Origin of the sequence: Bradyrhizobium sp. JYMT SZCCT0180, assembly GCF_018130165.1 — a bacterium.
In the GTDB taxonomy this organism is placed as follows: Bacteria; Pseudomonadota; Alphaproteobacteria; order Rhizobiales; family Xanthobacteraceae; genus Bradyrhizobium.
This window is the reverse complement of record NZ_JAFCLZ010000019.1, coordinates 46861-72786: the sequence shown is the minus strand read 5'-3', so window position 1 is coordinate 72786 and position 25926 is coordinate 46861. Positions and strand designations below refer to the sequence as shown.

The following is a 25926-nucleotide window of genomic DNA, read 5'->3' as shown; positions in this document are numbered from 1 at the left end:
CATGGTGAGGAGCCCGCACCGCGGGCGTCTCGAACCATGCAGCCCGTGGCCCATCCTTCGAGACGGCCGCTTCGCGGCCTCCTCAGGATGAGGGCTGTGCGCGTGGCGCGACCTACCGCCCTACCAATTGATCCGCGAAATAGCCGATCGTCTTGCGATAGATCGTGGCTCGGTTCCACTCGCGCATCGCTTCGAAGTTCGGCGTGCCTTCGCTATAGGGCGCGCCGGGCTTGAAGCCGGAGACGTGCAGCAGGTTGGCGGTGGAGGCGAGCACGTCGGGGACGCTGTGGCGCAGGTCGACGTGGCCGTTGCCGTCGAAATCGACGCCGTATTTGATGTAGGATGACGGCAGGAATTGCGTCTGGCCGATTTCGCCGGCGAAGGCGCCGACCATGTCGCGCAGCGGCAGGTCGCCGCGCTGCACGATCTTCAGCGCGGCGATCAGTTCGCCCTGGAACAGTTCGGTGCGGCGGCAATCATGCGCCATGGTGGCGAGCGTGCGGACGACCGGCATCTTGCCGACGTCGCCCTTGCCGAAATCGGATTCCAGCCCCCAGATCGCGACGATGATCTCCGGCGGCACGCCGTACTGCTTCTCGATCCGCGACAGCAGCGAGGCGTGCTTCAGCAGCATCTGCCGCCCCATCTTGATCCGCCCGGGCCCGACGCGGGTCGAGACATACTGCTCGAACGTCTTGTTGAAGGTGCCGCGCTGGCGCCGGTCAAAGGCCAGCACCGCCGGATCCTGCGTCACGCCCGACAGCGCCTGCGAAATCACGCCCTGCGAAACGCCGGCGGCGGCGGCTTCCTGCGATATCGCCGCCACGAAGGTATTGAAATCGCCGCCGCAGCGGGCGGCGTGAGCGGGGCTGGCGGCAATGACGGCGCCGAACAAAACGGCCAGACAAAACTTGCGCATGCGAATCCCTTGTAACGTCCAGGTTGAGTCGATCATGCCATGAGATGAGGGTGTGGAGGAGAGGACATCGCGACGCTCTCTCTTCTCGTCATGGCCGGGCTTGTCCCGGCCATCCACGTCTTTGGCTCAAGAGGAGAGGAAGACGTGGATGCCCGGGTCAAGCCCGGGCATGACGGTGGAGAGAGGTTGCCCTCACTCACTCCCCCCATCGATCTGCCGGCCCATCAGCGCGATCGCCTTCTGATAGACCCCCGCGGCGTTCCAGGCCTGGATGGCGGCGAAGTTGGGTTCGCCGGGCTGGTAGCCGGCGCCGGCGCGCCAGCCATGGGCTTTGAGGAAATTCGCGGCCGAGCTCAGCGCGTTGGCGGAGTTTTCCAGATTGCCGGTGCCATAGGCCAGGATGGCCTTGGGCATGAACTGGGTCTGGCCGACTTCGCCGTGCATGGAGCCGCGCTGGTTCGGCGAGAGCACGCCGCGATCGATCAACTGCAGCGCCGCGTAAAGGTGCTCGGTGAAATAGGCCGTGCGCCGGCAGTCATAGGCCAGCGTCGTGATCGAGGCGAGCATATTCTGGTTGCCGCGCACGGCGCCGAACCCGGTCTCCATGCCCCAGATCGCGAGCAGCGGTCCCGGCGGCACGCCGTAACGCTGCTGGATGGAAGAAAACAGTGCGGCCTGCGAGTTCTTCAATTGGCGCCCCTTGGCGACGATCGCGTTGGCGCCACGCTTGGCGAGAAACTGCTCAAGCGACAGCTGAAAACTGCGCTGGCCGCGGTCGGCGTTGATGGTCGCCTGCGCATAATTCGTCGCCATCATGGCCTGGACGGTCGCGGCGCTGATGCCCTTGGCCCGCGCTTCGCCGGCGAACGACTGCTTCCAGGCATCGAAGCCGGCGGCGGAGTTGCCGCATTGCGCGGCATTGGCTTGCGGGAGAGACGCGAAGAAAACGGCGAGAACAAGGGAGCAGAAGGCAAAGGCATGGCGAAAGAAGTGCATGGGGAAACCATCTTCAGTGTGGGTGCCGGAAAATCAGGTCTGCTTCTAGCACGTCTGCCGCCGCGCTTCGAGCGTTGCGGCAAGGCCGCTTGGCCGGTATCTTTCCCAAAAATGCAGAGATTTTCCGAATGGCCCTTCCCCACGCGATCATCAAGCCGCTCCTCGTTTTGCTCGCCTTTTTGCTCGCGCCGGCCGCGGCCCTGGCGCAGACCCGCGATGTCGCGGGCTCGAAGGATTTTCCCGGCATCGGCCGTTTCGCCGGCAGCGTGATATCAGGGCATCAGGTGAAGAATTTCGATGTCGCGCGGATGCAGGCGGCCCCCTTCAAGGACGGCAAGCCATCGGATACGCCGCGCCTCGAAGGCCGCATCACCCGCATCGCCTATCGCACCAGTCCCGGCCCATCGATTGTAGAAGTCTCGCGGAATTTCGAGACGCAGCTGACAAAAGCCGGATTCGAGACGCTGCTGAGCTGCGACACCGAAGCCTGCGGCGGCATTCCCTTCACCGAGGCGATCGAGGCGCTGCCGATCCCGCAGATGTGGGTGGACGGTTTCAACTACCATTACTTTTCGGTGCACAAGCGCGAGAACGGCCGCGAGATTTATGCCAGCGTCGTCGTCAGCGAGAACAACCGCGATATCTACGCGCAGCTCACGATCGCTGAACTCGGCGCGATCGAGAACAAGATGGTGGATGCGACTGTCATGGAGAAGGGCCTGCGCGAGACCGGCCGCGTCGCGCTTTACGGCATCTACTTCGACACCGACAAGGCGATCATCCGGCCCGAGAGCCGCCCCACCCTCGAACAGATCGCAAAGCTGCTGGCCTCTCAGGTCGCGCTCAGCGTCTTCATCGTCGGCCACACCGACAGCCAGGGCCCCTACACCTACAACCTCGACCTCTCCCGCCGCCGCGCCGAAGCGATCGCCGAAGAGCTGGTGAAGACGTATCATATCGGCGCGCCACGGCTGCGCACCGCGGGCGTGGCACATCTGTCGCCGGTGGGGTCGAATGCGAGTGAGGCTGGGCGGGCGTTGAACAGAAGGGTGGAGTTGGTGGCGCCGTAGGGGGTGTGCGCAATGCGGGCAGTGTGATTTTTAGTTTGCGCACCCTTACTAAGCTCCCTCCTCTCGTATCGACACCAGCTTGCTTCTCGAGGAGAGGCCCACATGACCAGCGGCGCGATGAACGAGTTTCGCCCTTATCCAAGGCTATTTTTTTCATACTGTACTGACGCGAATGTCTCGTCTAGGCAAATCTGTTGCAACATGAACCAAGGCTCGCGAAGGGAGGTCAGTCTCGTGCCAAACAAATCGGTCTCCAGCATCTTGGCTAGGTCCAGCTCAACACTCTGACGAAGGCGAAGGTGGTCGGCATTATTTCTAAGAAGTCGAATCCTCGAAAATGCATCAAACAGGTAGGGGAAATGATTTGGCATGTCGGAATAGAAAAACTTCTTTCCTTTCATTGCATCGATTGGCTCAACAAATGTTTGGTTCATCGAATTGATAAACGACGTGAAGTCACTCCAACTGCGGCAGACTTTAATAGACGCAAATTGGTCAGCCTCCACGATGTATGGGGCACCATACAGACCGATCTTCCCCATGACATCACACGATTTTAGAAACTGCTTCATATCGCGCAAGATTCCATCTTTACGTCGCTCAAGCCAATCTATTCGATCGAGCTCAGCCACCATCGTCCGCAATTCTCCTGACTTACGCTGTCGCGCCGACTCAAATGCGATGTATCTTTTGATGACCGGTATTCGAAAATCTGGTCGACCAGATTTATCTACACCGATCAATCCGTATCCCTTCAGATGCTTGATAAACTCTGGCTCGGCCGCAAACTCCAGAAAATCCACGATTTCGCCCCGGGAGATTTTCTCCAACAACTCATACTCAATGCCATAAAACTGCTTCAGTTCAGAAACGACGTGACGGCAATAGAACTGCAGATCGCTTTCCCTCTGAACCTCTTCCTTAACGAGCCGATCTTTAGAGATGGAAATTGGTCTCTCAAGCTCTTCCCGCACGATCGCCTTATTAGTAAAACTGCAAGCCATTCTAGTTAAGAGCGGATGGCCACCATAGCGTTGCTGGAGATAATCAAGCGCAGAATCTTCGTAAGTCAGACCGATTTGCCTACCCATCCTCCTAATCATTGAATGGGTATCTTCGGTCCGGAGCCCGGTTAGCATCACGTCCTTTACAATCCCGAACATTGGATTCTGCACACCGTCGATGAGATCAATCTCACACATGTATGGATTTACACCTGCGATCACGATCGACAGCTTTCGAATTTCACTTTGGACAGACCAAAGTGTCTGCCAAAAATCGATGTAGTCTCGCCTCCAATGTGTATCCAATTGCGAGAGTGGCGAGATAAACTCGATCTCATCAAAAATTATCGCGAGTTTTTTGTCTTTGGGGCATGAGGACAGAAGATTTTCAAACCGCGCAACGTGGTCTTTGCCCTGAATCGAATTTTCTGACGATTCAGCGATTTCGATAATCCTTCTGTAACGTGATCCAATAGTTCTCGCCAAGTCATCTGCCTAATATTCGGCCGCTTGCAATCGACATAGATCGCGTTCGCTATTTTATTCTCTTGGCACGTCCGTAAAATCTTATAGAGAAGCGACGTCTTTCCAGTTTTGCGTAATCCAAAGAGACCGGTGTTCTGAGATTTCCTGATCGTGTCCAAGATTTCATCGACTATTCTTCCACGACCAAAGAAGAACATGTCATTGTCTAGTGGAAGCTGATAATCGAAAATGTCGCGAGCAAAGAGCTGTGTTGAGAGCTTGTTCCGCACAAACCAACGATCTTCGCTTGCAGCAACGGCGTTTTCCTTAAAGATCACGATCGGACTTCTGAACTGCGGATGGTCTCCTAGATATGAGTCGATCCATTGTTCGACATTTGATCCGCGCTAACTAAGATAAATGAGAGCGGGTCCGCTCTGCCGCGAAAGGGTTGCTCGGAATAAATTTGCTCAATCGCCTGCATCGTTCGAGGCTGAATGGAATGATGACCGGAGACGACGAGCAGGAGTTCGTCTTGGAAACCGAATGTTGTCTCCAGTAGCCGATGGGGTTGCAGCAAATAAGCGGAGAGGGTTGTATTCGCGGCATTTATCTTGCGTCCGTAGTTGACGTCAAAATCGAAGAGAAACGGCTGCAACACCTCGAGTTCAGCCGGGTTTACCCGGATATGGACGTTGAATACGTCCTCGCGAATTTTTCCTTTGACCGCCATCTTCATCCCCAAGTTGAATCGATAACAATCTTTACTTGCATCCATCTGACGTCAATAGGGATATGAATGGATGAACCGGCAGTTCGACGGCGACTGCACTTGGGCGAGAGGAAATCGCACCAACAGGCCGCGGCCTTGGAAGCCGGACCGCTGCCTTTTATGAAGACCTAGTCAATGCGGCTGGCAAACGCGAAGCCGCATTCCGTTACCCAAAAGCTGCTGAGGTCCTGCGACCTTGACGGATGCTTCAGCCACAGCTCCTCGCATCAACTTGTTCCCAGTGTAAGTCGTTGCCCATACCAATACGCATTTCTCTTTGACAACCCCGTCCTTATCGACCAAAAGCCCGCATGGCCAAGAAACCCGGGACCAATCCCAAAGGCGAGTTTGCCTTCTTCAATGTCGTCTATGAAGACGACTCGCAGCGCTCCAACCGGCGCGTGCCTGCCGAATTGCTCGGCGGGCTCGACGGCGACGAGCCGGCGCGTGCGTTCATCCTCGAGCAGGACCGCGAGATCGCCGAGAAATCCGGCCGCACGCCGCTGGAGATCAAGAGCATCAGCCGGGTTGGGGCGAAGAAGAAGTAATCGCGGGTACATCACCCGGCCTGTCCTCAGACTCGGTGCACCTCTCCCGCTTGCGGGGGAGGTCGGCGCGAAGCGCCGGGTGGGGGCTCTCTCCCCACGAAGAGTGTGACTCGCGGAGACACCCCCACCCCAGCCCTCCCCCGCAAGCGGGAGAGGGAGCGCACCTCCGCCCTCACCAATGGCCTTTGCGCCTGTTCCACGCGAACAGGAGATCGGCAAATCGGTCATAGGCGAACCGTGTCACCGGCAGCATCAGCCGGTTGCCGAACAGTGACGCCAGCCAGCCCTCGCCTTTTGTCACACGCCAGATCGCGATCGCGACATCGGCGCCGACGATCAGGCGGCCGGATTCGTCCGTCGCATGCAGCCGGCGGCGCACATCATCGAGCGAGACGCTGTAACTCGCGAGCGCTTCGGGTTGTTCGTTGATGTCCCTGAATTCAATGTCGCCGGCGCGGACGGCGGCCAGCAGCTTGTTGCGTTGCCAGTCGATGCCGGCATCGCAGACGGGACAGCGCGTGTTGTACCAGACGACGAGGCGGTGCCCGCTCATCGCGGTACGCAGGGTTGCGCGAAGCGCGTGCGGATTGCCGACACCAGTGCGGTACATACGAAAATGGCGGCCACGAAGGCCGCCATTGCAATGGTGAGATGCCGTTGGGCCATCCGCGTGCCGATCAGTTATCGAGGAAGCTCCGCAGCTTCCTTGACCGGCTCGGATGCTTCAGCTTGCGCAGCGCCTTGGCTTCGATCTGACGGATACGTTCGCGGGTAACCGAGAACTGCTGGCCGACTTCTTCCAGCGTGTGGTCGGTGTTCATGCCGATGCCGAAGCGCATGCGGAGCACGCGCTCTTCGCGGGGCGTCAGCGAGGCCAGCACGCGGGTGGTGGTTTCGCGCAGGTTGGACTGGATCGCGGCGTCGATGGGCAGGATCGCGTTCTTGTCCTCGATGAAATCGCCGAGATGCGAATCTTCCTCGTCACCGACAGGGGTTTCGAGCGAGAGCGGCTCTTTGGCGATCTTGAGAACTTTGCGCACCTTCTCCAGGGGCATGCCGAGCTTTTCGGCGAGCTCTTCCGGGGTCGGTTCGCGGCCGATCTCGTTCAGCATCTGGCGGCTCGTGCGCACGATCTTGTTGATGGTCTCGATCATGTGCACGGGAATGCGGATGGTGCGCGCCTGGTCGGCGATCGAGCGCGTGATCGCCTGCCGGATCCACCATGTCGCGTAGGTCGAGAACTTGTAGCCGCGGCGGTATTCGAACTTATCGACCGCCTTCATCAGGCCGATATTGCCTTCCTGGATCAGGTCGAGGAACTGCAGGCCGCGGTTGGTGTATTTCTTGGCGATCGAGATCACGAGACGCAGATTCGCCTCGACCATTTCCTTCTTGGCCTGGCGGGCTTCGCGCTCGCCCTTCTGCACGCCGTGCACGATCTTGCGGAATTCGCCGATCTCGAGCCCGGTCAATGCGGCCAGCGACTGGATCTCGTGGCGCAGGTCCTTGATGCGGTCCTTTTCGTGATGGACGAAATTCTTCCAGCCCTTGGCGGAAAGTTTCGAGACACGGTTGAGCCAGCGCGGATCGAGCTCCGAGCCCTGGTAGTTGCGCAAAAAGTCTTCGCGCGCGACGCCGTGGCTGTCGCCGAGGCGCAGCAGGCGGCCTTCGAACGAGACGAGGCGCTTGTTGATGTCGTAGAGCTGCTCGACCAGTGAATCGATACGGGCCTGGTTGAGCCGCAGCGACTTCACCTCGACGATGATTTCGTCCTTCAGCTTCTTGTACTTGCGCTCCTGCGAGGGCGACAGCGTCTCGCTCTGCAGCTGGTTGGCGATGTCCTGCTCCTGCAGACGGCGCAGCTTCTTGTACTCGGAAGCGATCTTGTCGAAGGTTTCGACGACCTTCGGCTTCAGCTCGGCCTCGATGGCGGCGAGCGACATCTGGTTTTCGAACTCGTCGTCGTCCATGTCGCCTTCGGCGGCGGCCTCGGCCGGATCCTTTTCCTCGGTGTCGCCACCGGGCGCGGACGCAGGGGCTGCGCGGAACGGCGTCGCCGACGGCGGGGCGGCCGGCGGCGCGACATGCGAAGGCGCGCCATTGCCGTTGGCAGAAGCGACCGGCTGGCCGTCGGGGCCGACGGGCGCCGCCAGCATCGCCGGGTTCATGTTGTTCTTGGCGTCGGGGCCGGCATAGGTGGCTTCGAGATCGATGATGTCGCGAAGGAAGATCTTTCCTTCGTTGAGCTCGTCGCGCCAGATGATGATGGCCTGGAAGGTCAGCGGGCTTTCGCAGAGGCCCGCGATCATCGCCTCGCGGCCGGCCTCGATGCGCTTTGCGATGGCGATTTCGCCCTCGCGCGACAGCAGCTCGACTGTGCCCATCTCGCGCAGATACATGCGGACGGGATCGTCGGTGCGCTCGCCGGGCTCGGATTTCTTGACCTCGGTGACGGCCTTCTGCGTGACCTCGACAAGCTCGTTGTCGGTCTCGTCGTCGGCCTCTTCCTTCTCGTCCTCAGAGTCGGACTCTTCGGCTTCGGACACGTTGATGCCCATGTCCGACAGCATCGACATGATGTCTTCGATCTGTTCGGGCGAGGTGGTGTCGGAAGGCAAAACTTCGTTGAGCTGATCGAAGGTCACGAAGCCGCGCTTCTTGGCCTGCTTGATCATCTTCTTGACGGCGGCATCCGACAGATCGAGCAACGGCGACGGGGCGTCCGGCGAGTCCTTCTCGGGGGCGTCCGCTGCCTTGTCGTCTTTTTCCTTGTCTTTAACCTGCAGCGTCTTTGCCTTGGTGGCCATTCATCAAGCTCCCGAAACGCGCTCATGCAGGATGCGGCCGCCGCACCTGCAAAGAAAACAAAAGTTGCTCACGACGCGGAAAGGGCGGCGCAGACTGTCGCCACCCCGAATCCCCGTTTCGCCGGTTATGTCTACTAGCCGTAAGGCTCTTAAGCTTCGCTTAACCCTGTTTTTGCAGCCAAACCATGGGTTTGGCGAGTCTTTTAACGGCTCCGGCACGAGCCGTCCGCATCATTTTTTCATCTGACGCTTAATCAGACGCTTTGCCGGAACCGGCCTGAAAGCTCGCCAAAACCCTCAATCAGGGCCTCGGTGCCGTCCAGCGACTCCAAACGGACGCTGACGTCCTTTAACCACGCCAGATTGGCCTCGCTGGACTCCTCGCCCAGGGCCAGCTCGGCATCCTTCTTTTCCCTAAGTAGGGCGTGCGTTTTCTGATGCAAGGCAACGAGTTGCTGCCAGGTGGAAAGAACATCCTCGCGGGCGGCGCCGATTTGCACGCCCCACACCGCCCCGGTCGTAATCGCGCTGCCAACCCTTTGAAGAACTTGCGAAAATCCGCGCGCTTCGAGATCGGCGCGCATTTTCTCGGCCTGTTCTTCGACATCGGGCGAATGGTGATGGTCGCTGGCAAAGGCTGCAATAATACCGGCGCGGAGCTTGTTGGCCTCCGGATGGGCCAGTTCCAGGGCCGCCACCTCCTCCAGATGGTCGTGCAGCAGCCATGGGTGGTTGATCAGGGACTGCAGAATCAGCGCTTCCCGGCGCGACATCGCGCTGCGCTGGCCGCGCATGATCGGGCTGTTGGCAAGCTGGGGGCTCGCGGCCTGGTAGGGGCCGCGGTTGATGGTCTGGCTGGCGGAGCCCGCCTGCCCGCGCCCGCCATAGGGCGCCGCCCGGCCCGCCGGGCCCGGGGTGAAGCTGCGGGAGGCAAAACGGCGGCCTGATTCGCTCGCGCGTCCGCCGCCGAAATTGCCGCCTCCAAAATTGCCGCGGCCGTAGCCGCCGCGGCCGCCTTCGGGCGCAAAGGTGTTGCGCAGCCGCTCGGAGAGATCCTGGCGATAATAGCGCCGCACCACTTCGTCGCGGATGCCGTTCGAGAGTTCGCCGATCCGCGCCTCCAGCGCCGCGCGGCGCTCCGGCGTTGCAAAGGTGCCGCCTTCGATCTCGCGCGACCACACGATATCGGCGAGACCACGCGCCGCTGAAATGACTTCCTCGATCGCGGCGCGGCCGCCGGAGCGCGCGAGATCGTCAGGGTCCTGTCCCTCGGGCAGCAGCGCAAAGCGCAGACTCTTTCCGGGCTTGAGATGCGGCAGCGCAAGATCAGCCGCGCGCCACGCGGCTTTCTTGCCGGCCTTGTCGCCGTCAAAGCAAAGGATCGGCTCGTCCACCATCTTCCACAGCAGCATCAGCTGGTTTTCGGTCAGCGCGGTGCCGAGAGGTGCGACGCTGGCCTTGAAGCCGGTGGTCACCATCGCGATGACGTCGACATAGCCTTCGACCACGATCAGCGGGGCGCCGTCATGCGTGGCCTGCCGCGCGGTGGCGAGGTTGTAGAGATTGTCGCCCTTGTGAAACAGCGGGGTTTCCGGCGAATTCATGTATTTGGCGGGGACGTCCTTCTCCAGCGCCCGGCCGCCGAAGGCGATCACGCGATTACGGACATCGGTGATGGGAAACATCACGCGGTCGCGGAATTTGTCGTACGGCACCGGGATATCTTCGCCGCCGTTGAGCAGCCCGGCCTCGACCATGTCCTCGGTCGGGATGCCCTGTGCGCCCAGATATTCTTTCAGCGCAAAGCGGTCGCCGGACGCGTAGCCGATGCGAAATTGCAGCTGCGTCGCCGGCGAAATCGCGCGGTCGGCAAGATAGCCGCGCGCCTTGGCGCCGCCCCGCGAAGCCAGCGTGTCGGCGAAGAATTTGGCGGCGAGCTCCATCACGTCGTACAGCGTCTTGCGGCGCTGCTCGTGCCTTGCCGCATCCGGCGTTACCGCAGGGAGCGCCATGCCGGCCATCGAGGCGAGGCGTTCGACGGCCTCGGTAAAACCGACGCCCTCGGTCTCCATCAAAAACGAGATGATGTCGCCATGCTTGCCGGAGGAGAAGTCGTGGTAAAAACCCTTCTGGTCGTTGACCGTGAAGGACGGCGACTTCTCCTGCTGGAACGGCGACAGCCCCTTCCACTCCCGTCCCGCCTTCTTCAGCTTGACGCGCCGCCCCACGACTTCGGAGACCGGAAGCCGGGCGCGCAGTTCTTCGAGGAATTGGGGCGTAAAGCGCATATGGGATTTGGGCCTTGATTCGCTGGGCCGGATTCTAGCAGTTGGCCAACCGGCCATGGATACAGGGCGGGCGGCGGGAAATACGAAACGTATTGGGCTTCTCGCCGCTATTCACAGCCCCCGCCATCCCGGATGGCCCGGATGACATCTTGAACCCGGCCCGGTTCCACGCTTCCATAGGGCCATGTTCACGACCTTCAGAGGCGGGCAAAGCGGGGCCTGGCAGGTGGTGTCGCAGGCCGCGGTCAAGGGCACGGGGCTATTGCGGGCGCCGGCGCTCTCGATCGTCCATTCCCCCTCGATCGCGCTGCCGATCCTGCCCTCGCAGACCTCCTGGCGGCTCGCTGGGGTCGCGAGCCATGTGCGCTATACCGAGCGCGCCGAGAAGGAAAAGCTGGTGGCGGCGCAGGCCGGGCTCGGGCGCCCCGAAGCGACCTGCGCGGCGCTGATCCCGATCAAGAAGAGCACCGCGTGGTGGGACCTGACGCAGGAAGAGCGGCGCGAGATTTTCGAGGACAAGTCGCAGCACATCGCGGCCAGCCTGAAGTATCTGCCCGCCATCGCGCGCCAGCTCTATCACTGCCGCGATCTCGGCGAGCCCTTCGATTTCCTGACCTGGTTCGAATACGACGTTGCGAATTCAGCGCTGTTCGACGAACTGGTCGCGACGCTGCGCGCCACGGAAGAATGGACGTATGTTGAGCGCGAGGTCGATGTGCGGCTGGAGCAGGAGCGGCTGGATGCGGGGTAGCCGTCCTCCATCGTCGTCATGGCCGGGCTTGTCCCGGCCATCCACGTCTTCGGTCAACACGAAAGCAAGACGTGGATGCCCGGGACAAGCCCGGGCATGACGGAGCAAAATTACTGCTCCAAGAACTTCCCCGACACAATCCGCGGCAGGCCGGCGACGGGCCAGTTATAGACATACGTCCACGCCTCATCAGCGCTGCCGTCGGCGAGCGTGACGTTCAGCATCTGCCTGACATATTCGGTCGGCGGCTGAAAGCCGGGGCCGCAGGCCTCGTACATGTCGAACTCGCCGAGCAGCGCATCGCGGTCGCGCAGGCGATACACTTCGCCGGACACGGTGTCGGCAGGATCGTCCGACAGCACCAGTCCAGGATAGTGCTTGATGAGATAGAGCCGGCCGCGGCACGTGGCCTCGCCGATGAAATCGGCGCTGCGCGACAGCAGCTTCGCCATCGGATGGTCGAAGCCGCGCATCAGGGTGCCGTAGACGAACAGACGATCTGAAATCATGGGCCCTTCATGTCATTGCGAGCGCAGCGAAGCAATCCATGTAGTCGCGCGAAGAAAGAATGGATTGCTTCGTCGCTCCGCTCCTCGCAATGACGGCGGAGAGTGCGCGTCTTAAGCCACCACCACCTCGTCGCTGACGACGACGAACTTCACGAGGTCCATCCGGCCAAAACTCGTGGTCAGCGCGACGTCGGCGGCGTCGCGGCCGGTGCCCATCAGGATGCGGCCGATCCGCGGGTGATTGTGCCGGGCGTCGAACGTGTACCACTGGCCGGAGAGGTAGACCTGAAACCAGCCGGAGAAATCCATCGGCGCGGGATCCCTGGGGATGCCGATATCGCCCATGTAACCCGTGCAATAGCGCGCCGGGATGTTCATGCAGCGGCAGAACGTCAGCGCCAGATGCGCAAAATCGCGGCAGACGCCGGCGCCCTGCTCGTAGACGTCGTGCGCCGACTTCATGTGATGCGCGTGCTGGTAGCCGAACGTCACGTGGTTATGGACGAATTCGACGATCGCCTGCACCCGCGCCCAGCCCTCGGGTGTGTTGCCGAACAGCGACCAGGCGATGTCGGTGAGCTTGTCGGTCTCGCAATAGCGGCTCGGCATCAGATATTGCAGCACCTCGTCCGGCAACTGGTCGATCGGGAGTTGCTGCGCGGTCGGCATCACAATGTCAGGCAGGCCGGAATCGCGCACCAGCGCGCTGCCGCGCAAGGTCACGCCGCCGGCGGGCGCCACCAGCCGGCCGCAGACATTGCCGAAGATGTCGCGATAAAAACCGATCGGCACGTCAGGCTCGGCGACGATGCGCTCGGTGCCGACGATGTCGGAGAAGCGCGACGGATGGATCGAGAGCATGATCACCATCGGCGTCGGCTGCACGGCCGCATAGGCAATCTCGAAGCCGACCTTGATCTCCATAATCAGACCTTTTCCGCCTGCGCTTCGTCGATGACGGAGACGACGTTGATATTGACCTCCATGCCGACAAAGGCGTCCGCCGAGCCGAGGTAGGCGCCGTGCAGCGGGATTGCCTGGCGCGGATCGCGCGCTACCGCCACACGAATGAGGTCGCGGGTGCCGATGATGCCATTGGTCGGATCAAACTCGATCCAGCCCTCGCTCGGCAGATAGACCTGCACCCATGCATGCGTCGAGCCGCCGCCGACATAACCATGCGCACTGTCGCCGGGAATGAAGAGATAGCCGGACACGAATCGCGCGGCGATGCCGAGCCGCCGCAGCGCCTCGATCATGAACAGCGCATAGTCGCGGCAGGTGCCCGACTTCGTCTGCAGCGTATCGAGAGGATGCTGTGTGCCCTGCTCGTGACGCTTGCGATAGGTGAAAGCTTCGCGGATGCCATGGGTCATGCCGCTGAGAATGTTGTAGGTCCGCGTCGGCCCGTCGGCTTCGAGAAATCCCCGCGCCCAGAACGACAGCTCCCCGTTGGGATCGCCATATTGCGGCGTGATGAACTGCACCAGGTCGGGAAACTCTTCGTCGTCGTACAGGAATGGATAGAAGTAGGCCGGGTCATCCGCGGTCAGCGCGAATTCTTCCGCCGGGTTGTGCTCGATCGTAGCCATTGAAGTGAACGACAGCGTCTGCGCGCGCTCGTCGAAGGTCGCGATCGCGACGCTGTTGCCGAACACGTCATGGATCCAGCGCAGCTGCATCGGCTGCGGCTCGATCTCGAGGCTGCCGGACAGCACGCGCAGATCATGTCCGTCGCGCGGACGCAGCATGATGCGATGTTCGCCGAACGCCACCGGGTGCGTGTAGCGATATACGGTCTTGTGATGAATCGTGAGTAACGGCATCGTCAAACAATCATCGTGATTCTGGGCCGGCTAATCTATACAAAAACCTGCTCATTTGTAGGCCGACATGCCGCTTCGATAGGCAATACGTAAGGAAAAATGGTTTTGAACCACGTCGGCGACACATCATTACTCTTGGGATCTCAGGATGTTCCCCCGGTCCGGGAATATAATGCCGAGGGACGCTCGCCGTTTCTGCTCACGTGTGACCATTACGGGCGGCTGATTCCGCAAGCGCTCGGCGATCTCGGATTGCCGGAGAGCGAACTCGTGCGGCACATCGCGTGGGACATCGGCATCGCCGGCGTCGCCGAAATGCTATCGAAACATCTCGGCGCGCATCTGATCGTGCAGCGCTATTCGCGGCTGGTGATCGACTGCAACCGCCCGCCTGATGTCGCAAGCTCGATCCCGCTCATCAGCGAAACCACGACGATCCCCGGCAATGAAGGCATCGCGCGAGAAGCCGCGGAATTGCGCCGAACGCAGATCTTCGATCCCTATCACCGCCGTATCGGCGAGATCATCGACGCGCGCCGGGAGCGGAAGATGCCGACGATACTGGTTTCGCTGCACAGCTTCACACCTGTTTATGCCGGCATCGCGCGTCCCTGGCACATCGGCACGCTCTATCAGCGCGACAAGCTATTGCCGCCGCTGCTGCTGCAATTGCTGCGCGCGGAGCCTGATCTCGTCGTCGGCGACAACGAGCCCTATGCGGTCAGCGACCAGACCGACTACACCATCCCCGTTCACGCCGAGGCGCGCGGCCTGATGAACACGGGAATCGAAATCCGTCAGGACCTGATTTCGGATCAGGCCGGCGAGAAGGCGTGGGCCGCCCGGCTGGCGCGCATTCTTGGTGAGATCGAGACGATTTTTCGGTCGCGGCAGGTGATCTAGATTTTCTCTTCGCACCCAACGCTGCGTTCCCTCTCCCCTTGCGGGGTCGAGACGAGCGAAGCTCGCGCTTGGGGTTGTGCAAGCCTATCGAAGCCGACCTATGGCGCGCCCATTTTGTCCAACCGCTCGCGGGCTTCTTGCTGCCGCTGACGCTCGATGTCGGTTTTCGCCGGCAGTTCGATGCACTTTCGATAATCCGCCGCGGCCCGTTTGGAGTTGCCTATCCCCTCGAACGATGCGGCACGGCCGAACCATGCCAAAGGCCAGCCGGCATTGATATCTATCGTGCGATCGAAGGCCGCAATGGCTTCGCCGTGATGCCCGATAGCTCTCAACTGATTGCCTCGCTGCATATACAGCGCGGCCACCAGAATTCGATCGAGGCGCATGGCGCTGTCGATATCGACGGTCGAAAGTTCGCGTTGACCGACGGCTTGATGGGCCATTGCCCTGCCGAAATGCGCCTGCACCAGATCGGGGTCGCGCCCTATGGCTTCGTCGAAATCGCGTATCGCAAGCTGATGTTCACCTTTGGCGTCGTAAGCCAGGCCCCGCTCCAGATAAAGCCCGGCAATATCGGGATCGATGCGGAGCGCAGCGTCGAGATCGGCGATGGCGCGGTCATACTCACCGCTAACTCTGAGCCCGATGCCTCTGTTGGCGAGCGCATTGAAGTCTGCGGGATTTGACTGAAGGATTTGCGTGCATGAATCGATCCGGCCGGACTGGCAATCTTTTCCGACATCAGCCGCCATGCAGGTCGTTGCGCTGAAAAGGATCAGCAGAGCTGTCAGCAATCGGCGGTTCGGGATCTGCAAAGGTCGCACCGGATTTTCTCTCGTGATGAGCGGCAAGAGTACGACCGGCCAGGTGCGCTCACTGTGATTGCGCTCACAGATCCCGAGAGAGAGAGAGAGAGAGAGAGAGAGAGAGAGAGAGAGAGAGAGAGGGGGGCGACCTTGAGGGTTCTTCAGGAAACCTAACCGTGGAGGGCGACGTAATAAGTCAGCCCCGCAAAGGCGAGCACCAGCAGCCACAGGAACCACACGAACAATGCTCGCGGCTCCAGTGTCGCTTCGGATGGATTGGCGGGGTTGACCCAGACCTTGACCCGGGCGCCGTCCTGATAAGGCGGCGTGAGTTTTCGCGTCAGCCAGTCCGAGCTCGACGCGACATTGCTGGAAAGGGTTGCGTGCGTGCCGGTGTAGGACTGGTTGTTGTAAATGTACGTGTAGAGCACCTTGCGCTGATACATGATTTGCCCGCGCGGCCCGTTGTCGGTTGGCGCGGCGCGGTACTGCTCGAGACCGGACAGCTTGATGATGCCGGATACGACCGGCCATTTCCCGGCGAGCTGTGCCTGCCGGTGCATCGCGAGCGCGAACAGCGCGATCACGCTGCCGAACGCGCCGAAGGCAATGACCAATGGCGACGCGGTTGGATGGGCCAGTTTTGTCGAGACGAGTTCGCTCAGCTTGTTGAGCCCGAGCGCCGAGCCGAACACGATCACGAGCGTGATCGCGGTGCCGATGCCAAGGCAGCCCCACAGCCCCTTGGGCAGGTCGCGTTCCAGCACCGCTTCCTTTGGATGCAGCGGATTGTAATAGACTGTTACGTCGGCGCCGACCGGATATCTGGCGATGGTCTCGGCGACCTCGAAATTGCCGAGGTCCTCGCCGATGCTGACGCGGTTGTTGCGCAGCGCCTTCCCGGCCACGGAATATTCGTAGATGATGTTGGCGAAGTTGCGCTGCTCGGTGCGATAGCCGCCTTCCCGGTTGCTGTCGATCACCCTGACCTCGCGCACCTGGGCATGCGAGGCCACGATCTTGCCGGCCGCCGACGGCCATTCGCGGGCGGCGCGCACCTGCAGCGTCTTGTAAACGGCGGCGCCCAGCAGCAGCCCGAGCGGCGCGAGCAGGATCGCAAAGACGAACCAGGGCAGATCGGGCACGGAGATTTTCCTCAGACGACGGCGCGTTGCATTAGACGCGCCATCGCCGCCCGCGGTTCAAGCGAGCTATTTCGCCCGGGTCAGCGCCAGCCAGATGCCTCCGCCGATCATGAAGCCGCCTGAGATCCGCGACACCAGCCGTGTGCGCTCCGCCGAGAAGAACAGCCGGGCCCGGCCGGCGAGCAGCGCATAGACCGCGTCGGTCATGGCGGCAGTCACCATGAACGTCGCGCCGAGCAGCGCCACTTGCGGGAAGTGGTCCTGCTGCATGTCCATGAACTGCGGGATGAAGGCGCCGAAGAACACCAGCACCTTGGGGTTCGAGAGCAGCACCAGAAAGCCCTGCAGGAAGAAGCCGCCGCGCGGCGGCGGTGGCGGTTCGTCTGATTTGATGCCCTCCACCGGCTCACGAACCAGCTTGATGCCGAGCCAGATCAGATAGGCCGCACCGGCGAAACGCACCCAGTCGAACCAGTAGCCCATCGTCGCCATCAGCGAGGTCAGGCCGACCGCGACGATGCCGATCACGATGGCAAGGCCGACCTGGGCGCCGGCGACATTGATCAGCGCCGCGCGGGTGCCGTGGCGCAGGCCGTTGGCGATGATGAGCGTGACCACCGGACCCGGCAGCAACGCCAGCGCAATGCAGGCAGCGACGAAAGCGAGATAGACCTGGAGGGACATGAGGGAACTCGGGGTGGGAGGGAGCTTACGGCATTAATGCACGTGAGGACTGGAGATGGAAGCGGCGCTCTATCTCCCGCTCCACCGTTTGCGAGAAGGGGGTGGAGGAAAGAGGGATCACGACGGCATAGACATATTTCGTCGTCCCGGCGAAGGCCGGGACCCATACGCCGCGGCTGGCGTAGTTGGAAATGGACGATAACGACCAGTGTGCAAGGCAATTGCCGCCGGTGGTTATGGGTCCCGGCCTTCGCCGGGACGACGAGGCAAGAGCGCTTCTTCACCTTCCCTCCATCGCCGCGAACGCCTCAAAACCACACTATTGACATGCAACCATTTGGTTGCCTATTATCCCCACCATGGATGAAGTCTTCCGAGCGCTTGCCGACGCCTCGCGACGCGCGTTGCTGGACAGGCTTCATGCCAGGAACGGACAAACCTTGGGCGAACTGTGCGACGGCCTCGCCATGACGCGGCAGGCCGTAACAAAACACCTTGGAATCCTCGAAACGGCCAACCTCGTCACCACGCTCCGGCATGGCCGCGAGAAGCTGCACTATCTGAACCCAGTTCCGATCCATCAGATCGGCGAACGCTGGATCAAGAAATTCGAGCGCGGCAAGCTCACCGCGCTCAGCGAATTGAAACGGCAATTGGAGAAGCGTGATGAGTAAGCCGGAATTCGTCGCCCGCCTCGGCATCGAGGGCGTGTCATGAACATCGACAAATTCAAACCCGCGATCGTCTATACGATCTACATCGCCTCGACACCCGAGAAGATATGGCAGGCGCTGACGACGGCGGAGTTCAGCAGAAAATATTTCTTCGGCCATGCCGTCGAAGTCGATCTGAAGGTCGGCGGCGCCTACATCGTGCGTACGCCTGATGGCGCGCTGCATATCAGCGGCGAGGTGATCGAATGCCATCCACCGAGGCGGCTGACCGTCACCTTCAACGTCAACTGGCCGGTGCTGATCGAAAAGCTTGGGCCGACGCTGGTGACGTACGAGATCGAACAAGCGGGCGAAGCTGTGAAGCTGACGATGCTGCAATCGCACGACCGCATCATCAGCGACGATATCCTCTCCGGCGGCCGCCAGGGCTGGCCGGCGATCCTCTCCAGCCTCAAGAGCGTGCTGGAGACGGGTCAGCCGCTCGCGATCAAGATGGCGCCGCCGCAGCGCATGCTGGACGCGCTGAAGGCGATGGGGATTGGGACGCCTTGATGTCGTCCCGGCGAACGCCGGGACCCATACTCCGCGGCCGCCGTTACCGGAAAAGAAAGCGGATAACCACTAGCGCGCAAAACAAATGCGGCCTGGGGTTATGGGTCCCGGCGTTCGCCGGGACGACGGTGGATTTGACGCAAGCGACCGCAACACGCCCCCCATCACCCGCCTGATTGCGATAGCCGAACAGAGTCTGTAGGGTCGCTTCGAGGATTCCAAAGCTATTTGAAAACTGCCGGCCCGGTTTGTCGCAAGGGGCATTTGCCATCCCGCGGCGGACGCAGCGGCACACGATTGCCGCACATTATTAGTTAAAAATGAAACTGTCTGATTCGAGCGCGAAAATTACCGACCGATGAGCTTGCGCACCCGGCTACTGATACTCGTTATCGCGGCCATGCTGGTGCCGGCTATCCTCGTAGGACTGCGCTTCGCTCAAAATCGCACCAGCGAAATCAACGCGGCGCTCGCCAATTTGTCGGCAACGGCCGACGATATTTCCAAGGATCTGGACGAGAAAATTCAGGGCACGGCGCAGCTTCACTATGGCCTGGCCCGCGCCCGCGACCTCGACACGTCAGACAAGGTGGCGTGTTCGGCCTTCCTCTCCGCGGTGCGCGAGGAATACCCGCAGTTCACCGGCATCCTGACCATCACGCCTGACGGCGCCCTGTTCTGCGACTCGCTGCGGACCAACCGCACCCTCGACTTGCGGGACCGCGCCTATTTCAAGCAGGCCCTGACGGCGCACGGTACCGTCACGCTGGAGCCGGTGTTCGGCCGGCTGACCGGGACCTCCGTGCTGCAGATCGCGTACCCCACCCGCTCGGAATCCGGCGAGCTGAAATTCATCCTGCTGGCGTCGTTCAACCTGCGCAAATTCGCCGAGTACGACACGCGCCTGCTGAACGGCAAGGACGTGCTGCTGGTTGACAGGAAAGGCACCGTGCTGGTTGCCCCGCAAGGCAAGGGATGGACCGAGCCCGCCGGTGCATCGATCGCAAACTCGGAGCTGTTCCGGTTCGCGGCCGCAGCTGACCGGGGGCCGTTCCACGAGGTGAAGGACGCCGAGGGCCGGACGCATGTATGGGCGGTCGCCCGCTCGCCATCGATCCGGGACGCCGGCCTCTATATCATGGTGGGGCTGCCCAAGGACGGCCTGGTTGCCGCCGCCAACCGCCGCGTCTACGAGGATCTGGCGATGCTTACGGTGGCCTCCCTGCTGCTGCTCGCTGGCGTTTGGCTGCTGGCGACTTTGGGCGTCGGCCGCCAGGTCGGACGGCTCGCCGGGATGGCGCGGAGGCTCGGACTTGGCGATCTGAGCGCGCGGATTCCCGAGCCGCATCCAGGCGGCGAACTGGGCGGGCTGATGACGCTGCTCAACGGCACCGCCGAGTCGCTCGAGCGGCAGCGCGCCGCCATCGAGGAGCTCAATCAGAAGCTCAGCCAATCCCAGAAGATGGAGGCGATGGGTCAGCTCACCGGCGGCGTCGCGCACGATTTCAACAATCTTCTGACCGTCATCCTGGGCAACGCGGAATACCTCGCCGAGAAGCTGGCCGCGAACCGGGAACTGCACACCATCGCCGACAGCATCGCCACCGCCGCCGAGCGCGGCTCGGACCTCACAAGGAGCCTGCTCGCCTTCGCCCGCAAGCAGCCCTTGACGCCGCAAGACATCGACATCGGCCAGAAAATTCTCGGCATGGAACAATTGCTGCGGCGAACCCTGGGCGAACATATCGAATGCGAATTCCTGCTCGATCGGGACTTGTGGCGCGCCAGCGTCGATCCCGGTCAATTGGCGTCCGCGCTGCTCAATCTGGTGCTCAATGCGCGCGATGCGATGCCGCAGGGCGGCAAGCTGACGGTCGAGGTCCGCAATATCGCGCTCGATGAATCCGACCTCGACGTCAATGGCGAGGCCCGGCCCGGCGATTACGTCGAGGTGGCCGTGGCCGATACCGGTAGCGGCATGATTGCCGAAGTGGCCAGCCGCGCCTTCGAGCCGTTCTTTACCACCAAGGAAGTGGGCAAAGGCACCGGCCTCGGCCTCAGCATGGTCTATGGGTTCGCAAAACAATCCGGCGGCGCGATGCAAATTCGCTCCGAGCCGGGACGAGGCACCGCCGTCAGGCTTTTCTTCCCCCGCATCGATGCGCCGCGCAGAGCCGCCGCGCCGCCCGCTGACCAGCTCGCCGCGCATGCCGGTACCGAGACCATTCTCGTTGTCGAGGACAATGATCTGGTGCGTGCCTATGTCGAAAAGGAGCTGAAGGAGCTTGGCTATCGCGTGATCGCGACGCGCAACGGGCGCGAGGCGCTGGAGGTATTGCGCCAGCGCAACGAGATCGATCTGCTGTTTACGGATGTCGTGATGCCCGGCGGCATGTTCGGACCGGAGCTTGCCAGGGAAGCATCGCGGCTGCGGCCCGAACTCAAGGTGCTTTTCACTTCCGGCTACACCGAGCATCCGGTCCAGCCGGTCGACGGCCTCGACAGTGAAGCGAAAATTCTGAACAAGCCGTACCGGCGGAACGACCTGGCGCTGATGCTGAGGTTGGTGCTGAAGGGGAGTTGAGCGGTCAGAACGAAAGCAGCAAGAAGACCACGACAAGATTTGCCACGAACAGTATCGCGTCGATGGCAAAGATCCGGAGCATCGGGCCCTTCAACACGGGCCAGTATGCCGCCCCAACGCGTCCCCCGCGCATCAGGACCGGAAGGTTATAGGCGAACTGACTGAAGTGACACGCGGCAAAGAACAGGAACAACGCAAGCTGCGCGTCAGTGGCCCCAAAGAAGGGCGGCCGGGCCAGGAGATACAGCGACAGCAGGCCGATCGGCAGATTGATCCCGCCCAGGAACGCCACGCTGGCCGACAAGGTCGGCGCGATCGGATTTCCGCGCTCCTCGCGCGGCACCAGTATTTTCAGCGTATTGCTCTGGGCGATGCTGAACTGGATGAAGGCGCCGCCGAACCAGAGTGTGTTGAGGAGCAGAACGAAATCCGAGAATCGCATCGTTACTTTCCGTACATGGCTATTTTCCGTAGAAGGCCTCGCTGCGCACCACACGGCCCGCAGCGTCGAAGTCCATGAATTCGCTGGCGCGCGTGTCGCCGAGCTGCCACCAGACCGTCAGGCGCGCGATCGTGTCGTCCCAGCTCCAGCTCAGGATTTTAAGGTCCGCGCTCTCGATGTGTCCGTAAGCCTTGCGCCAGTAGGCGCGAATGTTTTCGGCGCCCGCGACCACAGGGGAATCCGTCAGTTTGATCGCCAAGGGGGAGCGCATCTCCGCGTTCTCGGCAAAGTGCGACACGACAGCGTCGATATCAACCTTGCACCAGCTTGCGCACCACGCCTCGACAAAGCGTCCGGCGGCGGCCCGGTCCATCGTCTGTTTGCTCAAGCTCCCGCACCTCCCCCAGCATCACTGCAGAGAAAGTTGTCACGGCGCGATCTTCAAGTCAACTATGTTGACCTTAAAAATCAATTGTTGTCGGCGATGGCCCCCATGACGGCCATCCACGCGGCAGCGCCACGCGGGCCGACACGATCGAACGCCTCGCTCACGACCTTGCGCTCATGGTCCGATGCCCGTTGTTCACAGCGTTTTCCTGCTTCCGTCAGCCGCAGCAATTTGGAGCGATGCTGCTCGGGCGACCGCCTCGATGTCAGCAGCTTGCGCTCCAGCAGAAGGTTGAGCGGCCGGTTCAAGGCTTGTTTGGAGATGCCGAGAATTTCGATCAGCGAGCCGATCGAGACGCCGGGCTGCCTGGCAACCACGTAGAGAATGCGGTGGTGCGGGCGTGAAAGGCCAAGGGTCGCAAGATACTGATCGGCGGAAAGCGTCATGCCGCGCCAGCCGTAATACATCAGCTCCAGCGCCGCATCCAAATCATGGAGCTTCCTAAGCGAGGCGCGGTGCAAGCCCGCGGCGTGAGGCACAGTTTTTTGCATTTTCCTAACCGCAAAGAATTGACCGAACAGATTTACCCCAGCGCCCGCAATTCGCGTCGCAGCACCTTGCCGGTCGCGGTCATGGGGAGGCTTTCCGCGAACTGCACGAAGCGCGGATATTCGTGGGCGGCGAGTTGTACCTTGACGAATTCCTGAATCTCGCGCGCCAGCGCGTCGCTGGGCGCAAAGCCCGGACGCAGCACGATCCAGGCCTTGATCGATTCGGTACGGATCGGATCGGGAATACCGACCACCGCCGACATCGCCACCGCCGGGTGCTTCATCAAGGTGTGCTCGATCTCCGACGGCCCGACGCGATAGCCGGCCGTGGTGATGACGTCGTCCTCACGGCTGACATACCAGAAGTAACCGTCCTCATCCTGCACGCCGAGATCGCCGGTCAGCAAGAACTCGCCGGCATACTTCTTCGCGGTCGCTTCCGGATTGCGCCAGTATTCGATCATGGTGCACGGACAAGGCTGGCGAACGCCGATGACGCCGCGGGTGCCACGCGGCTGCTCCTCGCCCTGGTCGTTGACGATGCGCACGTCAAAACCCGGCGTCGCCCGGCCCATCGAACCCGGCCGGATCGGAAACAGTTTTGAATTGCTGCCGATCACGAGATTGCATTCGGTCTGGCCGAACACTTCATGGGCATCGACGCCGAAGGTCGCGCGCACCCAGTCGAGCAATTCGCCGCCCAGCGACTCGCCGCCGGTGAAGATGCTGCGAAGATTTACGCCCGCGTTCTTCACGCCGGCCTGCCGCATCAGTTTCAGCGCCGTCGGCGGCAGGAACACGTTGCGGATGCCGTGCTCGGCCATAATTTGCATCGCGGCCTGCGGCTCGAATTTGCGTGCGCGGTGCCCGACCAGCGGCACGCCGTGATACCAGAACGCGAACAGGCCATTGATCAGGCCGCCGATCCAGGCCCAGTCCGCCGGCGTCCACATCAGGTCGCCGGGTTTTGGAATGAAGTCGTGGCACATCTCGACATTGGGCAGATGGCCGAGCACGACGCGATGCGCGTGCAGCGCGCCCTTGGGATTTCCCGTGGTGCCTGACGTGTAGATGATCAGGCCGGGATCGTCGGCCGAGGTGTCGACGGTCGCAAAGTCCGGCGATGCGGCTTTCAACGAAGACCAGAACGGCCTGGTGCCCGCGGGCGCGCGGTCGCCGATCACATAGATGGTCTTCAGCTCCGGCAGGCGGTCGCGGATCTTTGCGAGCTTGTCCCAGCCGGCCTCGTCGGTGATGACAGCCTTGGCCTCAGAATTGGAGAGCCGAAACTCCAGCGCGTCCTCGCCGAACAGCGCGAACAGGGGAATCGAGATCAGGCCGGAGCGAAACGCCGCCAGATGGGCGATCGGCAATTCCAGCGATTGCGACAGGAACACCGCGACGCGGTCGCCGCGCACAAGGCCATCGGCATCAAGCACATTGGCGAAGCGGCGCGACATGTCAGCGACCTCGTCGAACGAGGTTTTCGTCGCGGTGCCGTCCTCGTCGATATAGATCAGCGCAAGGCGGCCGGAGCCATCGGCATGACGGTCGCAGCACGCGGTCGCAATGTTGAACCGCGCCGGGATATCCCAGCGGAAGTTTTTGTAGAGCTCGTCATAGGTGGCGGCTTCGGTGAGCATGGCCTTGGTCGTGTCCCTGGAAGTTGCGTCGTCCCGGCGAACGCCGGGACCCATACTCCGCGGCCGGCGTTGTTGGAAAAGGAAGGCAACGACCAGCGCGCTAGAACAATTACCGCCGGTGGCTATGGGTCCCGGCCTTCGCCGGGACGACAGCCAATGAGAGATTCCCTCACCCCGCGAGCGCCGCCTTCACCAATCCGCTGGCTTTACCAAAATCCATCTGTCCGGCGTATTTTGCCTTCAGCACCGCGATCACCTTGCCCATGTCCTTCATGCCGGCGGCGCCGGTTTCAGTGACCGCGGCCGATATCGCCGCCTTGACGTCGTCATCCGACATCTGCTTCGGCAAATAAGCTGATATCACCGCGATCTCCTCGCGCTCCTGGGCGGCGAGTTCGGCGCGGCCGCCCTTGTCGTAGAGTTCGACGGATTCCTGGCGCTGCTTGATCATCTTCTGGAACACGCCGAGCAGGTCGGCATCGCTGAGCGGCGGCTTGCCCTCCCCGCGTGCGGCGATGTCGGCGTTCTTGATGGTCGAATTGACCATGCGCAGCGTGGACAGCTTGCGCTCGTCCTTGGCCCGCATCGCGTCCTTGACCGCATTGTTGATGTCGTCGCGCAGCATGTTCGTATCCTTTGGCTTTCAGAGCCCTGATCTAAGCGCTTCGCGCCGGCAGAACAACCATAGCGTTTTCGAGCGAAGTCGAGACCGGTTCGCGTCAAGAAAACGCGTCAAAACAAGAATCTAGTTCCGCAGCCATTCCGTCAGCGCGTCGGCGGTCTCCTGCGGCGCTTCCACCTGTGGCAGGTGACCGCAATTGGCCAGCACCACCAGTTTGGCCCCGGGAATGCCGCTCGCCATCTCCATCGAGAGCGAGTTCGGGATGGTGTTGTCCTGGTCGCCGGTCAGCACCAGCGTCGGACATCTGATCCACGCCAGCGTGGGGCGCGAATCCGGCCGGCCGATCACGGCGGTCTGCTGGCGGACGAACGCCTCCGGCCCGATATCGTCGCCCATGTCATGGACAAGCTGGCGCAACGCGGCATCGCCCTGCCGCGACGGGTGCACGAAGCCGGGAAACAGCTCGTCGAGCACGGCGCGGTATTCGCCACCTTTTGCGCGGGCGATCATGCCCTGGCGGCGGGTCGTCGCTTCGCCGGTGTCGGGCCGCGCCTGGGTGCTGATCAGCGCCAGCTTCGCCACCCGCTCGGGCGCCTGCCGCATGATCTCGAAGGCGATGTAGCCGCCCATGGAATGCCCGGCGAGCGCAAAGCGCGGCGGCGCCTCGGCCAGGATCCGCCGTGCGATCGCGCCCATATTGTCGTCGCGCTTGTGGTTGGCGACCGTCACCGGCCCCAACTGCCACAGGGCCGGCACCACGGGCCCAAACAGCCGCGGCGAGCACGCGAGACCCGGAACGAGCAGGATCGGCATCGTATTGTCCATGCGGACTCCTGATGGGGCGCTTTGGGGTGAAAAGCGGCCCTAGCTTCTTGTTTTGACGCGTTTTCTTGACGCGAACCGGCGTCCACTTCGCTCGAAAACGCTATGAAATGGGAACTCCAGATTAGGCTGGTGGCACGGCCTGTCAAATA

At 61.7% G+C, this 25926-nt stretch carries 26 protein-coding genes; 7 read left to right on the top strand and 19 right to left on the bottom strand.

Annotated elements, in window-relative coordinates:
- Nucleotides 1–112: 112 nt before the first annotated feature.
- Nucleotides 113–919: a lytic murein transglycosylase gene (locus JQ641_RS26280; protein ID WP_211998779.1), complete on the bottom strand. Its 807-nt coding sequence runs from the start codon at nt 917–919 to the stop codon at nt 113–115.
- A 192-nt stretch (nt 920–1111) separates the two neighbouring features.
- Nucleotides 1112–1915, bottom strand: coding sequence for a lytic murein transglycosylase (locus JQ641_RS26275; RefSeq protein ID WP_211998778.1), 804 nt, complete (start codon nt 1913–1915; stop codon nt 1112–1114).
- A 128-nt stretch (nt 1916–2043) separates the two neighbouring features.
- Here JQ641_RS26275 and JQ641_RS26270 point away from each other — a divergent pair, with 128 nt between their 5' ends.
- The gene (locus tag JQ641_RS26270; protein ID WP_211998777.1) at nt 2044–2985 is read left to right on the top strand and encodes an OmpA family protein; all 942 of its coding nucleotides are present in this window, start codon (nt 2044–2046) and stop codon (nt 2983–2985) included.
- Between the two features lie 134 nt (nt 2986–3119).
- On the opposite strand, the gene JQ641_RS26265 is transcribed toward JQ641_RS26270, so the two are convergent.
- Entirely contained in the window at nt 3120–4475 is a 1356-nt protein-coding gene (locus tag JQ641_RS26265; RefSeq protein WP_211998776.1) for a hypothetical protein, read from the bottom strand.
- Between the two features lie 346 nt (nt 4476–4821).
- A complete protein-coding gene (locus JQ641_RS26260) occupies nt 4822–5187 on the bottom strand; it encodes a hypothetical protein (RefSeq protein ID WP_211998775.1) in 366 nt (121 codons plus the stop codon).
- A 350-nt stretch (nt 5188–5537) separates the two neighbouring features.
- Between JQ641_RS26260 and JQ641_RS26255 the strand changes: the two genes are divergently transcribed.
- On the top strand, nt 5538–5774 hold the full coding sequence (locus JQ641_RS26255) for a hypothetical protein (RefSeq protein ID WP_192736715.1): 237 nt from the start codon (nt 5538–5540) through the stop codon (nt 5772–5774).
- Nucleotides 5775–5946: 172 nt separating this feature from the next.
- Here JQ641_RS26255 and JQ641_RS26250 read toward each other — a convergent pair whose 3' ends face one another.
- The 3 genes from JQ641_RS26250 to dnaG form a co-directional block, all read right to left on the bottom strand.
- On the bottom strand, nt 5947–6327 hold the full coding sequence (locus tag JQ641_RS26250; protein WP_211998880.1) for a thiol-disulfide oxidoreductase DCC family protein: 381 nt from the start codon (nt 6325–6327) through the stop codon (nt 5947–5949).
- Nucleotides 6328–6451: 124 nt separating this feature from the next.
- The gene (gene rpoD / locus JQ641_RS26245; RefSeq protein WP_211998774.1) at nt 6452–8581 is read right to left on the bottom strand and encodes an RNA polymerase sigma factor RpoD; all 2130 of its coding nucleotides are present in this window, start codon (nt 8579–8581) and stop codon (nt 6452–6454) included.
- Between the two features lie 254 nt (nt 8582–8835).
- A complete protein-coding gene (gene dnaG / locus JQ641_RS26240) occupies nt 8836–10869 on the bottom strand; it encodes a DNA primase (RefSeq protein ID WP_211998773.1) in 2034 nt (677 codons plus the stop codon).
- A gap of 184 nt (nt 10870–11053) precedes the next feature.
- Here dnaG and JQ641_RS26235 point away from each other — a divergent pair, with 184 nt between their 5' ends.
- On the top strand, nt 11054–11620 hold the full coding sequence (locus JQ641_RS26235; RefSeq protein WP_211998772.1) for a chlorite dismutase family protein: 567 nt from the start codon (nt 11054–11056) through the stop codon (nt 11618–11620).
- Nucleotides 11621–11730: 110 nt separating this feature from the next.
- Here the strand turns inward: JQ641_RS26235 and JQ641_RS26230 are convergent, their stop codons facing one another.
- From JQ641_RS26230 to JQ641_RS26220, 3 genes are all read right to left on the bottom strand, one after another.
- The gene (locus JQ641_RS26230) at nt 11731–12129 is read right to left on the bottom strand and encodes a gamma-glutamylcyclotransferase family protein (RefSeq protein ID WP_211998771.1); all 399 of its coding nucleotides are present in this window, start codon (nt 12127–12129) and stop codon (nt 11731–11733) included.
- Between the two features lie 111 nt (nt 12130–12240).
- Entirely contained in the window at nt 12241–13053 is an 813-nt protein-coding gene (locus JQ641_RS26225; RefSeq protein ID WP_211998770.1) for a transglutaminase-like domain-containing protein, read from the bottom strand.
- A gap of 2 nt (nt 13054–13055) precedes the next feature.
- Nucleotides 13056–13955 (bottom strand): transglutaminase family protein, encoded by a 900-nt coding sequence (locus JQ641_RS26220; RefSeq protein WP_211998769.1) that lies wholly within the window; start codon nt 13953–13955, stop codon nt 13056–13058.
- A 99-nt stretch (nt 13956–14054) separates the two neighbouring features.
- Between JQ641_RS26220 and JQ641_RS26215 the strand changes: the two genes are divergently transcribed.
- On the top strand, nt 14055–14858 hold the full coding sequence (locus JQ641_RS26215) for an N-formylglutamate amidohydrolase (RefSeq protein ID WP_211998768.1): 804 nt from the start codon (nt 14055–14057) through the stop codon (nt 14856–14858).
- 98 nt (nt 14859–14956) lie between these two features.
- On the opposite strand, the gene JQ641_RS26210 is transcribed toward JQ641_RS26215, so the two are convergent.
- The 3 genes from JQ641_RS26210 to JQ641_RS26200 form a co-directional block, all read right to left on the bottom strand.
- Nucleotides 14957–15712: a tetratricopeptide repeat protein gene (locus tag JQ641_RS26210; RefSeq protein ID WP_211998767.1), complete on the bottom strand. Its 756-nt coding sequence runs from the start codon at nt 15710–15712 to the stop codon at nt 14957–14959.
- Nucleotides 15713–15837: 125 nt separating this feature from the next.
- Nucleotides 15838–16812: a DUF3592 domain-containing protein gene (locus JQ641_RS26205; protein ID WP_211998766.1), complete on the bottom strand. Its 975-nt coding sequence runs from the start codon at nt 16810–16812 to the stop codon at nt 15838–15840.
- 66 nt (nt 16813–16878) lie between these two features.
- Nucleotides 16879–17496, bottom strand: a complete 618-nt coding sequence (locus tag JQ641_RS26200; protein ID WP_211998765.1) for a LysE family translocator — start codon at nt 17494–17496, stop codon at nt 16879–16881.
- Between the two features lie 359 nt (nt 17497–17855).
- Between JQ641_RS26200 and JQ641_RS26195 the strand changes: the two genes are divergently transcribed.
- From JQ641_RS26195 to JQ641_RS26185, 3 genes are all read left to right on the top strand, one after another.
- Nucleotides 17856–18170, top strand: coding sequence for an ArsR/SmtB family transcription factor (locus JQ641_RS26195; protein ID WP_211998879.1), 315 nt, complete (start codon nt 17856–17858; stop codon nt 18168–18170).
- 39 nt (nt 18171–18209) lie between these two features.
- Nucleotides 18210–18722 (top strand): SRPBCC family protein, encoded by a 513-nt coding sequence (locus JQ641_RS26190; protein ID WP_211998764.1) that lies wholly within the window; start codon nt 18210–18212, stop codon nt 18720–18722.
- Between the two features lie 358 nt (nt 18723–19080).
- Nucleotides 19081–21306, top strand: a complete 2226-nt coding sequence (locus tag JQ641_RS26185; RefSeq protein WP_211998763.1) for an ATP-binding protein — start codon at nt 19081–19083, stop codon at nt 21304–21306.
- Nucleotides 21307–21310: 4 nt separating this feature from the next.
- Here the strand turns inward: JQ641_RS26185 and JQ641_RS26180 are convergent, their stop codons facing one another.
- The 6 genes from JQ641_RS26180 to JQ641_RS26155 form a co-directional block, all read right to left on the bottom strand.
- Complete coding sequence (locus JQ641_RS26180; protein WP_211998762.1) at nt 21311–21748, bottom strand: hypothetical protein; 438 nt, start codon at nt 21746–21748, stop codon at nt 21311–21313.
- A gap of 19 nt (nt 21749–21767) precedes the next feature.
- Nucleotides 21768–22121: a nuclear transport factor 2 family protein gene (locus JQ641_RS26175; protein ID WP_211998878.1), complete on the bottom strand. Its 354-nt coding sequence runs from the start codon at nt 22119–22121 to the stop codon at nt 21768–21770.
- A 95-nt stretch (nt 22122–22216) separates the two neighbouring features.
- A complete protein-coding gene (locus JQ641_RS26170; protein WP_211998761.1) occupies nt 22217–22687 on the bottom strand; it encodes a MarR family winged helix-turn-helix transcriptional regulator in 471 nt (156 codons plus the stop codon).
- 32 nt (nt 22688–22719) lie between these two features.
- Entirely contained in the window at nt 22720–24330 is a 1611-nt protein-coding gene (locus JQ641_RS26165) for an acyl-CoA synthetase (protein ID WP_211998760.1), read from the bottom strand.
- A gap of 169 nt (nt 24331–24499) precedes the next feature.
- Complete coding sequence (locus tag JQ641_RS26160) at nt 24500–24955, bottom strand: GatB/YqeY domain-containing protein (protein ID WP_211998759.1); 456 nt, start codon at nt 24953–24955, stop codon at nt 24500–24502.
- Nucleotides 24956–25075: 120 nt separating this feature from the next.
- Entirely contained in the window at nt 25076–25777 is a 702-nt protein-coding gene (locus JQ641_RS26155; protein ID WP_211998758.1) for an alpha/beta fold hydrolase, read from the bottom strand.
- Between the last annotated feature and the right edge of the window lie 149 nt (nt 25778–25926).

Coding starts and splice junctions, on each gene's coding strand:
- JQ641_RS26230 (WP_211998771.1), bottom strand. CDS start 12,129: ATGATTTCAGATCGTCTGTTCGTCTACGGCACCCTGATGCGCGGCTTC.
- JQ641_RS26270 (WP_211998777.1), top strand. CDS start 2,044: ATGGCCCTTCCCCACGCGATCATCAAGCCGCTCCTCGTTTTGCTCGCC.
- JQ641_RS26160 (WP_211998759.1), bottom strand. CDS start 24,955: ATGCTGCGCGACGACATCAACAATGCGGTCAAGGACGCGATGCGGGCC.
- dnaG (WP_211998773.1), bottom strand. CDS start 10,869: ATGCGCTTTACGCCCCAATTCCTCGAAGAACTGCGCGCCCGGCTTCCG.
- JQ641_RS26250 (WP_211998880.1), bottom strand. CDS start 6,327: ATGAGCGGGCACCGCCTCGTCGTCTGGTACAACACGCGCTGTCCCGTC.
- JQ641_RS26185 (WP_211998763.1), top strand. CDS start 19,081: ATGAGCTTGCGCACCCGGCTACTGATACTCGTTATCGCGGCCATGCTG.
- JQ641_RS26170 (WP_211998761.1), bottom strand. CDS start 22,687: ATGCAAAAAACTGTGCCTCACGCCGCGGGCTTGCACCGCGCCTCGCTT.
- JQ641_RS26260 (WP_211998775.1), bottom strand. CDS start 5,187: ATGGCGGTCAAAGGAAAAATTCGCGAGGACGTATTCAACGTCCATATC.
- JQ641_RS26175 (WP_211998878.1), bottom strand. CDS start 22,121: ATGGACCGGGCCGCCGCCGGACGCTTTGTCGAGGCGTGGTGCGCAAGC.
- JQ641_RS26220 (WP_211998769.1), bottom strand. CDS start 13,955: ATGCCGTTACTCACGATTCATCACAAGACCGTATATCGCTACACGCAC.
- JQ641_RS26190 (WP_211998764.1), top strand. CDS start 18,210: ATGAACATCGACAAATTCAAACCCGCGATCGTCTATACGATCTACATC.
- JQ641_RS26200 (WP_211998765.1), bottom strand. CDS start 17,496: ATGTCCCTCCAGGTCTATCTCGCTTTCGTCGCTGCCTGCATTGCGCTG.
- JQ641_RS26255 (WP_192736715.1), top strand. CDS start 5,538: ATGGCCAAGAAACCCGGGACCAATCCCAAAGGCGAGTTTGCCTTCTTC.
- JQ641_RS26195 (WP_211998879.1), top strand. CDS start 17,856: ATGGATGAAGTCTTCCGAGCGCTTGCCGACGCCTCGCGACGCGCGTTG.
- JQ641_RS26165 (WP_211998760.1), bottom strand. CDS start 24,330: ATGCTCACCGAAGCCGCCACCTATGACGAGCTCTACAAAAACTTCCGC.
- rpoD (WP_211998774.1), bottom strand. CDS start 8,581: ATGGCCACCAAGGCAAAGACGCTGCAGGTTAAAGACAAGGAAAAAGAC.
- JQ641_RS26235 (WP_211998772.1), top strand. CDS start 11,054: ATGTTCACGACCTTCAGAGGCGGGCAAAGCGGGGCCTGGCAGGTGGTG.
- JQ641_RS26180 (WP_211998762.1), bottom strand. CDS start 21,748: ATGCGATTCTCGGATTTCGTTCTGCTCCTCAACACACTCTGGTTCGGC.
- JQ641_RS26275 (WP_211998778.1), bottom strand. CDS start 1,915: ATGCACTTCTTTCGCCATGCCTTTGCCTTCTGCTCCCTTGTTCTCGCC.
- JQ641_RS26215 (WP_211998768.1), top strand. CDS start 14,055: ATGGTTTTGAACCACGTCGGCGACACATCATTACTCTTGGGATCTCAG.
- JQ641_RS26280 (WP_211998779.1), bottom strand. CDS start 919: ATGCGCAAGTTTTGTCTGGCCGTTTTGTTCGGCGCCGTCATTGCCGCC.
- JQ641_RS26225 (WP_211998770.1), bottom strand. CDS start 13,053: ATGGAGATCAAGGTCGGCTTCGAGATTGCCTATGCGGCCGTGCAGCCG.
- JQ641_RS26155 (WP_211998758.1), bottom strand. CDS start 25,777: ATGGACAATACGATGCCGATCCTGCTCGTTCCGGGTCTCGCGTGCTCG.